The 13427-nt window shown below is 54.0% G+C and carries 13 protein-coding genes; 3 read left to right on the top strand and 10 right to left on the bottom strand.

Annotated features, from left to right (window positions below):
- Position 1 precedes the first annotated feature (1 nt).
- From AAA927_RS08380 to groES, 9 genes are all read right to left on the bottom strand, one after another.
- Complete coding sequence (locus AAA927_RS08380; RefSeq protein WP_338217403.1) at positions 2-970, bottom strand: WxLIP family cell surface protein; 969 nt, start codon at positions 968-970, stop codon at positions 2-4.
- 89 nt (positions 971-1059) lie between these two features.
- Entirely contained in the window at positions 1060-1761 is a 702-nt protein-coding gene (locus AAA927_RS08385) for a WxL domain-containing protein (RefSeq protein WP_338217405.1), read from the bottom strand.
- A gap of 150 nt (positions 1762-1911) precedes the next feature.
- A complete protein-coding gene (locus AAA927_RS08390; protein ID WP_338217407.1) occupies positions 1912-2034 on the bottom strand; it encodes a hypothetical protein in 123 nt (40 codons plus the stop codon).
- A 143-nt stretch (positions 2035-2177) separates the two neighbouring features.
- A complete protein-coding gene (locus AAA927_RS08395) occupies positions 2178-2732 on the bottom strand; it encodes a Maf family protein (protein WP_338217409.1) in 555 nt (184 codons plus the stop codon).
- A complete protein-coding gene (mutL, locus tag AAA927_RS08400) occupies positions 2729-4645 on the bottom strand; it encodes a DNA mismatch repair endonuclease MutL (protein WP_338217411.1) in 1917 nt (638 codons plus the stop codon). The genes AAA927_RS08395 and mutL overlap by 4 nt, the downstream gene beginning before the upstream one ends.
- 4 nt (positions 4646-4649) lie before the next feature.
- Positions 4650-7217: a DNA mismatch repair protein MutS gene (gene mutS / locus AAA927_RS08405; RefSeq protein ID WP_338217413.1), complete on the bottom strand. Its 2568-nt coding sequence runs from the start codon at positions 7215-7217 to the stop codon at positions 4650-4652.
- A 130-nt stretch (positions 7218-7347) separates the two neighbouring features.
- Positions 7348-7713, bottom strand: coding sequence for a DUF1827 family protein (locus AAA927_RS08410; RefSeq protein WP_338217415.1), 366 nt, complete (start codon positions 7711-7713; stop codon positions 7348-7350).
- A gap of 251 nt (positions 7714-7964) precedes the next feature.
- On the bottom strand, positions 7965-9590 hold the full coding sequence (groL, locus tag AAA927_RS08415; protein ID WP_125579806.1) for a chaperonin GroEL: 1626 nt from the start codon (positions 9588-9590) through the stop codon (positions 7965-7967).
- A 59-nt stretch (positions 9591-9649) separates the two neighbouring features.
- Complete coding sequence (groES, locus tag AAA927_RS08420) at positions 9650-9934, bottom strand: co-chaperone GroES (protein ID WP_204119104.1); 285 nt, start codon at positions 9932-9934, stop codon at positions 9650-9652.
- A gap of 170 nt (positions 9935-10104) precedes the next feature.
- Here groES and AAA927_RS08425 point away from each other — a divergent pair, with 170 nt between their 5' ends.
- From AAA927_RS08425 to AAA927_RS08435, 3 genes are all read left to right on the top strand, one after another.
- Positions 10105-10734, top strand: coding sequence for a CPBP family intramembrane glutamic endopeptidase (locus tag AAA927_RS08425; RefSeq protein WP_338217419.1), 630 nt, complete (start codon positions 10105-10107; stop codon positions 10732-10734).
- 97 nt (positions 10735-10831) lie between these two features.
- Entirely contained in the window at positions 10832-11908 is a 1077-nt protein-coding gene (locus tag AAA927_RS08430; RefSeq protein WP_204119102.1) for an LCP family protein, read from the top strand.
- Between the two features lie 68 nt (positions 11909-11976).
- Entirely contained in the window at positions 11977-12507 is a 531-nt protein-coding gene (locus tag AAA927_RS08435; RefSeq protein WP_338217421.1) for a hypothetical protein, read from the top strand.
- Positions 12508-12603: 96 nt separating this feature from the next.
- Here the strand turns inward: AAA927_RS08435 and AAA927_RS08440 are convergent, their stop codons facing one another.
- Entirely contained in the window at positions 12604-13269 is a 666-nt protein-coding gene (locus tag AAA927_RS08440; RefSeq protein WP_125579816.1) for a redox-sensing transcriptional repressor Rex, read from the bottom strand.
- Between the last annotated feature and the right edge of the window lie 158 nt (positions 13270-13427).

Here is a 13427-nt window from a genome sequence, read left to right on the forward strand (position 1 = left end):
GTCACCCCCGCTGTTTCCGGCCACGCCACCAACCGAGCCCGATGCCGAGCAGCAGCACAGCGACGAGCGCAACGGCCCAAGGCCACCAGACCGGCGGGTTAACTTTCGGCGCCGGCGCTGATGCCGCAGCGATGGCCTGCTTCAACGTGAAGTCCTTCGTCAAATGCCACTTGTAGTTGCCAGCGCTGGCGTCGATCACCAGCTGATACTCGCCTGCGGCTAAGGCTTTGGTCGGGGTGAGTTGGTAGTTAAACGCTGAAGTCGGCGCCATCGCGTAATCCGTGTTCTTTTGGGTGTAAACGGCGGTCTTCTGCCCAGCCGGCAGCACCTTCGCCTGCAACGTCATTTTGCCAAACAGCCGCGGGGCGGTGTTTTGGAGGGTTGCTTGAATGTGCTCAGTGGTGGTCTTCACGGCATCCAACTGTACCGCTGGTGGTACCAGCTTTTCGCTAGTCTGCAGCTGTACCGCCACCACCATTGCGAAGGCGTTGGTAACCGCAAAGCCACTGCCAGAAGCTTCTGCTGGTGGGGTTTCATCGCGGACATACACCGCGCCTAGGATTTGACCCGAAAAGCCTTCCGCTGGCGGTTTCACCTGAAAAGTCACCTTCCGGCCCTGGTGCGCGGCCAGCGTCAGCGCGATGGCTTTCGACCCGATGGCCGTCAGTTGTAGCTTGGCGGAAGCGGCTTTTTTCTGATTCGGCGCGTAGCCAACCTGACCATTGTCTTGAGTAAAGGCATTGGTCAACTCCAGCTTCAGTTGTTTATCCTGATCGGATTGATTGGCCACCGTCACCGTCAAGGTTTGCGTTTCGCCCGGTTTAACCAGCAAGTTGAACCAACCGGTATCGCCACCGATTTGGTTAGCCGGAAGCTCCGGCGTTACCGTAAAGCCTGCCCCTTCAGCGGCCACTGGTTGACCTGGCGAGAACAGGCCTAGCAGGAGGAAAAGCCACCACCATCGTTTCATCACCACACCCCCTCTCACCGCAGAACTGGGGCTAACGCTGCCGTCAGTGTCAGTTCCGTTATTAATCCGACTTAACGGCTATTGTCTGGTCATGGAGCGGGTGTATACGCAACTGCCGACAGCGTCCAGGTAATCTTTGCCTGATAATCTCCCGCAATAGCGGTATTTTGGTCAGGCAACTGTAATTTTGTATTGCCGTCCAAAACAACTGTGGTTTCTCCTGTTCCATTGTCTTTAGAGGCAACTAAAACGGCACCGCCTTGCTTGGCGATATTGGTTTGCAACAGTTGCCCAACAATACCATTACCAGACGTAGCACCATTCAATTCAAGACTATCCACAGAAATACTATTACCCTTACTATTACTAAAGGCACTCAATTGGGCATTCAATGTCCAACCGGCATTCGAGCCCCGATAGTCAAGTACCTGAATTGTCTGTTTATCATTACCATCGAAGGTTGTCTTCGCCAGGGCAATTTTGTCAGTGTTAAGGTTCAAAGATTTCGGACCATCAATCAAGTCCTTCACCTCGACTGTACCAAAGTTCAAATCCGGAACCTTCGTTAAAGATAGAGATCCCGCAGGAACGACAACTTGAGCGGTACTATCAGCTTCGACAGCAGTGTCGGTTCCATCTGCAGTAAGCGTGAACCCATCGCTCGCAGTCGTTAGATTATTTCCATCAATACCGGGTCCACCTGGTGCACCGGCTGCTGACACCACAGACGGCGCCCCTGTTGCCAATAATGCCGCAATTACACTACTAAATATCCATGTTGCTTTTTTCATCCCAAAGTCCCCCTTGAAATTACTGACTGTGTCTCTTACAAACGGTCGCCTGCCGGGCCTTACACAACCCTCCATTGCAGACAACCAACACGCACTAACTTACCCAAGATCAACAGTCGCTGGCTGCGGCGGGTCCAGCCTCATTCGGTGTCATTTGTGGGCCACGACCCCAGCCGTTAACACCACCTCCTTAGTTGGCAGTTGGCACAACGCCTCGGCCAGACACCGCTCAACGCGCTGGCACAGCTCGCCATTGCTTTGAGTAACGGTCATCTTGCCACCAAATGCCAAAACGCGCCAGTTATTTGCTCATGCCATTAACAATCATTTCGCGCCAATTTTGCCGCTGACTATTAATTACGCGATTGCCGCGCCAAGGCACTTTAAGGCCGAAAAAAATAAGCCGATGACTCGACTTATTTCTTGGCCGCCAGCACTCGTGCCAGCGTGCTGATGGGCAGCCCCACCACATTATAAAAATCACCGGCAATGGCTTTGACCAACAAACTGCCTTGGCCCTGAATGCCATAGCCGCCGGCCTTATCCAACGGCTCGTTGGTCGCCACGTAATCCGCGATTTCGGCCATTGTTAACGGCCAGAAGGTCACTTCGGTGGTCACCACCGTTTGTCGCATAGTTTTATCAGGCCAGTAAACACACAGGCCAGTGTGGACTTGATGTGTCTGCCCCGAAAGCACGGTAAGCATCGCTGTCGCCGCCTCGGCCGTCTGGGGCTTGCCGAGCAGCTCACCGTTAAAAGCCACCATGGTATCGGCAGCAATCACCGTGGCCACGGGATGCTCACGCGCCACGGCGCCACATTTGGCCGCCGCCAGCCGCTGCACATAAGCGCGCGGCGGGAGAATGGGTAAGGCCCGCTCATCAATGGCGGCAGGCATCACCTTAAAGTCAGACACCACGCGCTTGAGTAATTCTTGGCGGCGCGGTGAGTTGCTGGCTAAGATAATCATTTCGCGCCTCCGAAGCTGGTGTGGCTGTCCTGAATGCGCTTGAACATCTTCTCCAGATCCGTGTTGGAAAAATGCACCAGCGTTGGCCGGCCATGCGGGCAGTTGAAAGGATTTTCGCATTCGGCGAGGTGCTTGAGCAGCGCCTCAGCTTGCGGGGCATCCAGGTGATGGTTCGCCTTGATGGCTTGTTTACAGCTCATCATGATGGCGGTTTGTTCCCGGAATGCCGCCACCGTGACATGGCCTTCATTCAGCACCCAGTCGATGATGGCGCGGACCGTTTGTTCCTCCTCGCCTTTTTTGAACCAGGTTGGATGCTGGCGCACGACGAAGGTGTTTTGGCCAAAGTCTTCCAGCTCAATGCCAACGCCGGCCAACACGTCGCGGCGGGCGCGAATGGTGACGGCATCGCTGGCCGGATAGTCCAAGGTGATGGGGACCAGCAGCGCCTGTTCATCGCTGCTAACTTCGCCGATTTCCCGACGCAAGCGCTCGTAATTGACCCGCTCTTGGGCGGCGTGCTGATCCAGCATATACAAACCATCTGGCGCTTCTGCTAGCAGGTAAGTGCCATGAACTTGGCCGAGATAGCGCAATTCGCTGGGGAAACGCTCAACGGGCTTGTCATCCCGAGTCAAATCGGGAACAACAGCCGGTTGCGGCGCTTGCTTGTATTTCTCATCCCAAGCCGCCAAGCGGTCAGGTTCATCGAAAATCGGCCGGGCATCCAGCTCATCGATGGCCAGGCCAGTAGAAGCGCCAGTTTCAGGCGCAGCACTTGGCTGTTCGGGCAGCGGTGCTGGGTCTTCATGCACCATATCCGGCGCGGCCGGCTGCGGATTGGTGACTTGGTTCAAGGCGATGGTCAGCTGGTCCATGTCCACGGGCTTGTGTTGTCGCAAGTTGTGCAAGGCATCGGGAATGAGGTTCTCTCGGCCCAGCCGCTCACGAATGGTCGTCGTCAGCAGGTTGCTCAACTGGTCTTCCTTGCTGAGACGGACTTCCTGTTTGGTGGGATGGACATTGACATCAACCAGCAGCGGATCGAGTTCAATGTTGATCACGGCCAGTGGATAGCGCCCGACCATCAGTTTGGAGCCATAGCCGGCGATAAACGCCTTGATGAGCTGGAAGTTTTTGATGTAACGGCCGTTGACCATCAGGCTGATGTAATTGCGCGAGGCCCGCGTGGTGTCAGGTAAGCTCGTGTAACCGGTGACTTTGAAATCCAAGTCACTGCCACTAAAATCGAGCATACTTTTGGCCACCCCAACCGAATAAATACCGGCGATAGTTTGCTGCAAATCGCCATGACCAGCGGTTTTCATCACGAGGTTATTGCCGTTTTTTAGGGTAAAGGCGATTTCTGGGTGCGCCAACGCCAGCCGGTTCACGATATCCAGAATATGGTTCAGCTCGGTGCTTTGCGACTGGACATACTTCAGGCGGGCCGGCGTGTTGTAAAACAGATTCTTCACGCTGATCTGGGTCCCCTGGCGCAAGCCTTCCGAGTGCTGGTCGATCAGCTTGCCGCCTTGGATATGGGCAATCGTCCCCAGCCCGGCCTCAGTCGCAGTGGCCAAGGTGACATCAGCGACGGCGGCAATCGACGCCAGCGCTTCACCGCGAAAGCCCAAGGTGTGAACATTGAACAAGTCGCGGGTGGTCAGGATCTTTGACGTGGCATGGCGCAAGAACGCCGTCGGCACGTCTTCGGCCTCGATGCCGATGCCGTTGTCGATGATCTGAATCAGTTTCAGACCAGCATCTTGCACCACGACATCGACCTGGGTGGCCTTGGCGTCGATGCTGTTTTCCACTAATTCTTTGACCACTGAGGCCGGCCGTTCAATCACTTCCCCAGCGGCGATTTGGTTGCTCAGAGTTTCTGAGAGCTGATGAATTTTAGGCATAATCTCACTTCTTCTTTAGCTGCTTTTGCAGATCGTACAACAAATTCATGGCCTCCATCGGCGTTGCGGCCATGAGGTCAACCTTAGCCAGCTTCTTGAGCACCGGGCTGTCCTTGGGCTTCGGCGGTTCTGGCGCAAACAAGCTCAGTTGGGCGTCTTCTGCCGGGGCCGCGGTGGCCGGGGCTGGTTCTTGACTGTTGTCTTCGAGTTTGGACAAAATGGTATCCGCGCGGTTCAGCAGACTACTTGGTAGGCCCGCTAGTTTGGCCACGTGAATCCCGTAAGACTTATCCGCTGGTCCTGGCAGCATTTTGTGCAAAAAGACCAGTGTGCCGTTTTCTTCCACGGCCCCGACATGGACATTAGCCAATTTTGGCAGGTCGTCCGCCAAGGCGGTGAGTTCGTGATAATGGGTCGAGAACAATGTCTTGGCGTGGACATGATCATGCAGGTACTCGATGATGGCTTGGGCCAGCGCCATGCCGTCATAAGTGGCGGTGCCGCGGCCGATTTCATCGAATAAAATCAGCGAGCTGGCAGTGGCGTGGCTCAACGCCGCGTTGGCCTCCAGCATTTCAACCATGAAGGTACTTTGGCCATTAGCCAGGTCGTCAGCGGCGCCGATGCGAGTGTAAATCTGATCAAAAATCGGCATGCTGGCATCATCCGCCGGCACAAACGACCCGGCCTGGGCCATGATGACGGTTAACGCCAGCTGGCGCATGTAGGTGCTTTTCCCGGACATGTTTGGCCCGGTGATCAGCAGAATGTCCGTGTCCTTGTCCATCACGACATCGTTAGGGATGTACTTGGCTTCCCCCAACACCTGCTCCACCACCGGATGGCGGCCGCCATGAATGGCCAGGTCGTGACTACCGGCGTGCATCGCTGGCCGGACGTAATGGTCGTTTTCGGCGACCACGGCAAAACTCTGTAGGACATCCAGCGCGGCAATCTGCGCTGCCAGCTTCTGCAAGCGCGCGATTTGGTCTTTGACTTGACCGCGAATGGTCTGGAACAAATCGTATTCCAGCCCGGTAGCGCGTTCTTCCGCTTCCAAAATCGTGCTTTCCTTGGCCTTCAGCTCTGGTGTGGTAAACCGCTCGGCGTTGGTCAGGGTTTGTTTGCGCTCGTAGCGGTCTTCCGGGACCTTATCGAGCTGACTATTGGTGACTTCGATGTAGTAGCCAAACACCTTGTTGTAGCGAATGCGCAGGTTGTGAATGCCGGTAGCCTGGCGTTCTGACGCTTCCAAATCGGCAATCCACTGCTTGGAATTGGCCATGGCATCCCGGTATTCATCGAGTTTGGCATCATAGCCGCGCATGATGACCCCGCCATCCGTCACCGAGATCGGTGGTTCTGGTTCAATGGCGCGCCGGATCAGCCCCGCGACATCCGCCACCGGATCGATGGCTTTCAGTAGTGCGGTAAAGCTGCCATCGTCCAGCTTTTGTAGCACGGCTTGCACCGTTGGCACTTGGTCGAGGGAGGTTTGCAGCTGAATCAAGTCCCGGCCATTGACTGTCCCAAATGCCACCCGGCCAGCGAGGCGCTCCAAATCGTACACTTTGGTCAGCCGCTCTTGCAGCTCGCTGCGTTCAAAATAATGATCCAGCAAGTCCTGAACCTGATTTTGCCGGGCCAAAATGGCGTTCAAATCCAGCAACGGCCGATCCAGCCACTGCTTCAGCAAGCGGCCGCCCATCGCCGTTTTGGTTTTATCCAGCACCGCCAGCAAGGTGTCGCCTTTACGGCCGGTGCGACTGTTTTTGATGATGTCCAAGTTGGTGCGAGCGTCTTGGTCCATTTCCAAATACGCCGCTGGCTCATAGTAAACGGCCTTTTGGATATGTGCCAGGCTGCGTTTTTGCGTGGTGAGCAGATACTGCATCAGCATCGACACCACCTGCACTGCGAGTTGGTCAGTCAAGTCTTGACTGACATAGCTGGCCTCCGCGGAGACTACGGCATCGGCCTTCGACAGCAGGCGCTCGCCTTGGCCCAGCAGCTTCTCATCTTCGGCGCTCAGTTCATTTGGCACGACAATTTCACGGGTGCCTAACGCTGCCAGCTCATTTTGCAAGGTGAAGCGATTGCTCAGCACTGTCACCTTGAATTCGCCTGTCGATAAGTCGGCATAGGCCATGCCGTAACGGCCATCCGCCGGCACCACCGCGGCGAGGTAATTGTTGGACTTGGCCTCGCCGATTTTGACATCCATCTTGGTGCCAGGGGTGACCAGTTGAATGACCTCGCGCTTGACCATGCCCACGGCTTTTTTGGGATCTTCCATTTGCTCACAAATGGCGACCTTGTAGCCGCGGTCAACGAGAATGTCGATGTAGCTTTGGGCAGCGTGATGCGGCACCCCACACATGGGAATGGGGTTTTCGGCGTTTTTGCTGCGCGCGGTCAAAGTCAGCTCCAGAATTTGCGAGCCTTTGATGGCGTCATCGTTGAACAATTCATAAAAGTCGCCAATGCGATAAAACAAAAACGCATCCGGATATTGATCTTTGACGGCCTGATACTGCTGCATCATCGGCGTCGTACTGGTTTGCTTGGCCATGGTTTACTCCCTCACTCCAAATCGTTACCTATTATTTTAACACTAACTTCAGCGCTTGCGGGCAGTGCCTCAGCCCACCAAAAAACGCCAAGTTCCCGCTTGGGAGCTTGGCGCCGCGATTGGTTGAAAGCTAGCTCGCATCAGCCGAAGTTAACGGCTTTTCAATGATGACCAGGTCTTTCACGCGGATTTTCTTATGCAAATCGCCTTCGATTTCGGCTTTGGCCGAGTGGCTGATTTTGAGCGTCTGCGGATCGTCATTGGGCAATAATTTGCTCAAGACAAAATCGACCTCGGTTTGCTTTATGTTGCGGTGTTCATGCGTCATCACAATATCCAGCTTATCGAACGCTTCAATCGAGTACACATGCACGGAGCCGAGCGTATAGAGACGGAACGTTTTCACATTGCTCTTACCGTACAGATACCGCATGGTGTATGGCAAAGACTTGTGCAAACTAAAGTTCAGACGAATCGGATTTTCAATTAATTTCATACGAATCAGCTCCTTTTCCCGTTTTATTTTACCACGCTGACCCCTGCCCGCGCATGTCTGACGCGACAGCAGGCAAAAAAACAGTGACTCGCTCATTGCGAGTCACCGTTCTTAATAGTCGCGCTCCAAAAGGCCCGAGCCGAGCAGTTTGATCAGCCTGTAGTGAAAAGCACGTACAGGCTGACATGCGGCAGCAGCTACACCAGCCACCTGTCGGCTCGAAAAACGCCTTTTGTCGCAGCCTTGTTAGATTACATCATGCCGCCCATGCCAGTTGGGTCTGGTTGAGCTGGTGCAGCAGTCTTTGGTTCTGGCTTGTCAGCCACAACCGCTTCCGTGGTCAGCAGCAAAGCAGCAACTGAGGCCGCGTTTTGCAAAGCAGAACGGGTGACCTTGGTTGGGTCGATGATGCCGGCTTCAGCCAAATCTTCCCATTCGCCGGTAGCAGCGTTGAAGCCAAAGCCAGTCTTTTCGTGCTTCAGGCGTTCAACAATGACGGAGCCTTCCAGCCCGGCGTTCGTGGCAATCTGACGGACAGGTTCTTCCAAAGCACGCAGGACAATGTTGATCCCGGTTTGGACGTCGCCGTCTTCCTTGAGGTCAGCGACTGCCTTAGCAGCGTTGACCAAAGCAACACCACCACCAGCAACGTAGCCTTCGTCAACCGCAGCGCGGGTAGCGTTCAAGGCATCTTCAATGCGATACTTGCGTTCCTTCAGTTCGGTTTCCGTAGCAGCCCCAACGCGGATCACAGCAACACCGCCGGCCAACTTAGCCAAACGTTCCTGCAGCTTTTCCTTGTCAAAGTCAGAGGTGGTTTCGTCGATTTGCTTGCGGATGGTGGCTACGCGTTCAGCAATGGCATCCTTGTCGCCAGCGCCTTCAACAATCGTGGTGTTGTCCTTGGTTACCGTCACCTTGCCGGCTTGGCCAAGCTGGTCGATCTTGGTGTCCTTCAGGTCCAGACCCAAGTCGCCAGTGATGACAGTGGCGCCAGTCAAGGCAGCGATGTCTTCCAGCTGAGCCTTGCGGCGGTCGCCGAAGCCAGGGGCCTTAACGGCAACGACATTGAAGGTCCCACGAATCTTGTTGAGGACCAAGGTTGGCAAAGCTTCACCATCAACGTCGTCAGCAATAATCAGGAGGGCCTTACCTTGTTGCACGATTTCTTGCAGCAAAGGCAGGATGTCTTGGATGTTGGAGATCTTCTTGTCAGTGATCAAGATGTAAGGATTGTCGAGGTCAGCTTCCATCTTGTCGTTATCAGTCACCATGTACTGGGACAGGTAGCCGCGATCGAACTGCATCCCTTCAACAACGGAAAGCTCAGTTTGAATCCCTTTGCCTTCTTCAAGGGTGATAACGCCGTCGTGACCGACTTTTTCCATCGCGTCAGCAATCAAATCGCCGACTTCTGGACTGGAAGAAGAAACGGAAGCAACCTGCGCGATTTCCTTCTTGCCGTTGACCTTGTGGGAAATCTTGTGCAATTCATCAACCGCAGTCTTCGTTGCTTCTTCGATTCCTTTGCGGATGCCAACGGGGTTAGCACCGGCGGTCACGTTCTTCAGACCTTCACGAATGATGGCTTGGGCCAAAACCGTCGCGGTGGTAGTCCCATCACCGGCGATGTCGTTGGTCTTGGTTGCGACTTCGGCGACCAACTTGGCACCCATGTTTTCGTAGTGGTCTTCTAATTCGATGCTCTTGGCGATGGTCACACCATCGTTAGTGATTTCTGGAGCACCGTAAGACTTGTCCAAAACCACGTTGCGACCTTTAGGCCCAAGAGTGGTTTTAACGGTATTTGCTAACTTGTCGACGCCTTCCAGCATGGAGCGGCGGGCATCTTCACCAAACTTAATTTCTTTTGCCATTTGTGTCTTTCACCTCATATATAGTTTAGTTAATGACTAGCAGGAGCAAAGGTTCTTGCTTACTCAACGATGGCCATGATGTCCTTTTCGTGCAGGACCAAGTAATCGTCACCTTCGTACTTCACTTCGGAGCCGGCATACTTATCGTACAGGATCGTGTCGCCTTCCTTGACGCTCAGTGGCAGCCGCTTGCCTTCTGGTGTAACGCCGCCTTCGCCAACGGCCACAATCTTACCTTGTTGTGGCTTTTGCTTAGCGTTGTTGGCCAGGACGATACCGCCAACGGTTTCTTCCTCGTCTTCAACGACTTTGACGATCACGCGATCTCCTAATGGTTTTAACAAAGCGATCCCTCCATACATGTTTAAGTTTGTTTTAGCACTCTTATGTCTTAAGTGCTAACTACAATAGATACTATAACCAGTTTCGGTTGCGAATGCAACCCTTTTACCCCACTCTGTTATACTTGGTGAAAAGAACGGCTCACACAGCATCATTGAAGGAGGCACCTTTCTTGTCACTGAAAAAACATGCTGCACAAATCCTCGGCCTCTACGTGGGGCTGCTAGTGTTATCGCAGTTAGCCCTCGCCTTTCTGCCAGGCCAAGCTGGGCTGTGGCTGATTATCGGCCTCGGCCTCGTGGCGGCGATTTGGGCTTGGCGCTGCGACCGGCAGCTGGTGGTTGCTAATGCCATTGAAACCCCAGGTGTGGCCAGCGCCCAAAGTCGCGTCGTCTGGGGGGTGACGGGCATTGCCGTTGTGCTGGTGATTCAACTGTTCGGCACTTGGCTGGAGAACTTGCTGTTTCACACCGCCGCGCCGACGTTAGCTCAGGCCACCACCACGCTGCACACCTTGCCGCTTTATGCGTTGGTGCTGATTGTCATTTGGCCACTGCTGGAAGAATTGGCCTTTCGCCGCGTGATTTTTGGCAATTTGGCCGGCGTCATCGGCACATTCGGCGCCGCACTGCTGTCTGGCCTACTGTTTGCCTTAGCCACCGACCCGGCGCATTGGCTCACCGCCACATTGGTCGGCATCGCCTATGCCTACTTGTATCGCCAAACCGGCAGCGTCGAAACTCCGCTGATTGCCCATATCGGCATGCTGACCTTGACCCTAGGGTACGCGTTCGTCCATTAACCCTGCAATCATTAAGCCTGCTTTAAATTCACGAGCAAATTAGTGCGTTTCATCAAAATATTTCTACAATAGAAAAAAACGAAAGCCGAGGACCCTTATGGATAGTCGCGTTAACCGCCGGAGCAATCGCCCCCGTCGGCCCTTACTCAAAATCTTGTTGCTTGTCATCACTACGCTGTTAGTGGGCGTTGGGGCTTATGGACTGCGGCTCTATTCCCAAGCCAAGTATGCCGTTGATTCCACTTACCATGGCATCGGCACCGAAGATGGCGACCAAAGTCAAGTGGCAGCGACCATTAAGGCCAAGAAGCCCTTTGCGATTTTGCTACTGGGTGTGGATACCGGTGCCTTGGGCCGCAGCGAAACTGGCCGCTCCGACACGATGATTGTGGCTGTCGTCAATCCCAAGAAGAAGACCACGACCATGGTTTCCATCCCTCGCGATACCGCAGCGAAGATGATCGGCACCAAGTCGTTCAACATGCAGAAAATCAATGCTGCTTACGAAATCGGCGGCTCCAAAATGGCGGTGAACACCAGCAGTAGCCTGGTCAACGTGCCGATCAAGTATTACTTAACCGTCAATATGGGCGCCTTGGAAAAAATCGTTGATGCCGTGGGCGGGGTTGACGTCAATGTCGCGTTCTCCTGGTCGGACCCGAAAGTCGGCAATTACAAGTTCACCAAAGGCAAGATGCACCTGAATGGCGCCGAAGCCTTGGCATACGCCCGCATGCGTCATCAAGACCCTAAAGGTGACTACGGCCGTCAAGAACGCCAGCAACAAGTGATCAAGGCCATTGTCAAAAAAGCCCTGTCCACCGACACCTTGAAGAACTTCGATAAGCTGCTGAAGACCGTCTCGAGCAACATGCGCACCAACTTGTCCTTTAACGACATGATGGCGCTGGCCACGAATTATCGCAGTGCGGCCAAGAAGATTACCTCCACCACCCTGCAAGGACATGACGCTTGGGTTTACCCTGGGCCTTCGTCTTACCAGATCCCATCGACCACCGAACTGCAGCGGGTTTCCGACCTGCTGCGCACGGCGCTGGGTCTACAGACCGAAACCTTGACCAACCAGAACGTCCGCGAAAACAATGCCAATACCAATTTCAATTTTGATAATGCCGCGGCGCAAACCTACGTGCTATATAATCCGGATCTATAAGGCTAAGCCCGCCAGTGTGCGGGCTTTTTTGTCATCACGCACGACCCCCTAGATTAAAAGGAGTAACCATGGCACGACTGCAAGCCCAACGGAAAATGCTATCGATTATCACAGCAGTGACCTCGCTGGTTTTACTGGGCTTGACCTTACTCACGGTCATTCCTTTGCCTTTTCCGACCCCGGATATCACCTCAAGTGAGCAGATTATGACTTTTCAATGGGCACCAAGGCTGGGCACGGCGGCCTTTGTGGCACTAGCCGGCTCGTTGCTGCTGTTCTTTCTCAGCCTCACCTTGTTTCGGCCCCGACTAGCGAAAGCGACAGGTTTCGTTGGGGTCATATTAACCCTCGCGCTGACCCTGATACTTACCCTGACACTGACGAGCTTTGATGGCGTCGTCACGGGCAACGATTTCTCAACGATCACGGTCAAACTAACCGAGGCGCATATGACAGGCAAAGTGTTCAGTTTGGAGCAACCGGCCGAACCACGACCAGCGAATTTGGCGATTGGCACCCCCGTCACGGTCAAAACTTGGCTTATCTTTCCCGCTTTTAAGCACTCATCATTCCAGCCACGGGCGATTATTGTGAGATAACCGGCCACCAGCCTAGCCTTGGCGAACTCGATTGGAATGGCTCTTGGTTGGCATCGGGATTCAAAAACGACCCGCTAAACGGGCCGTTTTTTTGACTTATTCAATATCGTCTTCGTCGGTATCTTTCAGGGTTGGACCGTAGTGATCCAGGAAGTAAATCAGGGTCTGCAGCTCAGTGGCCAAATCGACGTTTTGCACCCGCACATAGCTTGGCACCGAAATGCGCAGCGGCGTGAAGTTCATGATGCCTTTGATGCCAGCAGCCACCAGGTTATCGGTGATGCCTTGCGCGGCATCGGTTGGCACCGTCAAAATGACGATTTCGATTTGCTGTTCCTTGAGCTGTTTTACCAGTTCGGACATCGGATAAATCGGCACGCCACTTTGAATGGTGCCAGCCAGCGCTGGATTGACGTCAAACCCAGCCGAAATACGGATGTTATTCGCCTGGCGGAAGTTGTAATTCAACAGCGCGTGGCCAAGATTCCCCACCCCCACCAAAGCGACGTTGGTGAGGCGGTCTTGATTCAGGATTTTTTTGAAAAACTTCAGTAGGTCCATGACATCATAGCCATAGCCCCGTTTGCCCAAAGCCCCAAAATAGGAGAAATCGCGGCGAATGGTCGCGGAATCCACTTTGACGGCTTCGGAAAGTTCGGTTGATGACACTTTGGTCGTCCCGGAATTGGCGAGAAAGTTCAGGTACCGGTAGTAAAGCGGCAGGCGCTTTGCCGTTGCCTTGGGAATAATGGTTTCAGCCATATGATGAATCCTCCTCGATCTCTGCCGCATTACTTTGTGAAATATACGGCATGCTTTCTATTTGATAGTAACCGCTTTTCCCCTTGGAAGCAAGCAAAGTCGCTTTGCTTGTTCAATTTATTTCACGAACCCAGGCGAGGCGCAGTGACGCAGTATGG

Source organism: Lacticaseibacillus salsurivasis, assembly GCF_036246225.1.
GTDB classification, from domain to species: domain Bacteria; phylum Bacillota; class Bacilli; order Lactobacillales; family Lactobacillaceae; genus Lacticaseibacillus; species Lacticaseibacillus salsurivasis.

What these genes read in the sequence shown, in the direction of transcription:
- AAA927_RS08380 (WP_338217403.1), bottom strand. Translation starts at nt 970, where the DNA reads ATGAAACGATGGTGGTGGCTTTTCCTCCTGCTAGGCCTGTTCTCGCCA.
- AAA927_RS08385 (WP_338217405.1), bottom strand. Translation starts at nt 1,761, where the DNA reads ATGAAAAAAGCAACATGGATATTTAGTAGTGTAATTGCGGCATTATTG.
- AAA927_RS08390 (WP_338217407.1), bottom strand. Translation starts at nt 2,034, where the DNA reads ATGACCGTTACTCAAAGCAATGGCGAGCTGTGCCAGCGCGTTGAGCGG.
- AAA927_RS08395 (WP_338217409.1), bottom strand. Translation starts at nt 2,732, where the DNA reads ATGATTATCTTAGCCAGCAACTCACCGCGCCGCCAAGAATTACTCAAG.
- mutL (WP_338217411.1), bottom strand. Translation starts at nt 4,645, where the DNA reads ATGCCTAAAATTCATCAGCTCTCAGAAACTCTGAGCAACCAAATCGCC.
- mutS (WP_338217413.1), bottom strand. Translation starts at nt 7,217, where the DNA reads ATGGCCAAGCAAACCAGTACGACGCCGATGATGCAGCAGTATCAGGCC.
- AAA927_RS08410 (WP_338217415.1), bottom strand. Translation starts at nt 7,713, where the DNA reads ATGAAATTAATTGAAAATCCGATTCGTCTGAACTTTAGTTTGCACAAG.
- groL (WP_125579806.1), bottom strand. Translation starts at nt 9,590, where the DNA reads ATGGCAAAAGAAATTAAGTTTGGTGAAGATGCCCGCCGCTCCATGCTG.
- AAA927_RS08430 (WP_204119102.1), top strand. Translation starts at nt 10,832, where the DNA reads ATGGATAGTCGCGTTAACCGCCGGAGCAATCGCCCCCGTCGGCCCTTA.
- AAA927_RS08435 (WP_338217421.1), top strand. Translation starts at nt 11,977, where the DNA reads ATGGCACGACTGCAAGCCCAACGGAAAATGCTATCGATTATCACAGCA.
- AAA927_RS08440 (WP_125579816.1), bottom strand. Translation starts at nt 13,269, where the DNA reads ATGGCTGAAACCATTATTCCCAAGGCAACGGCAAAGCGCCTGCCGCTT.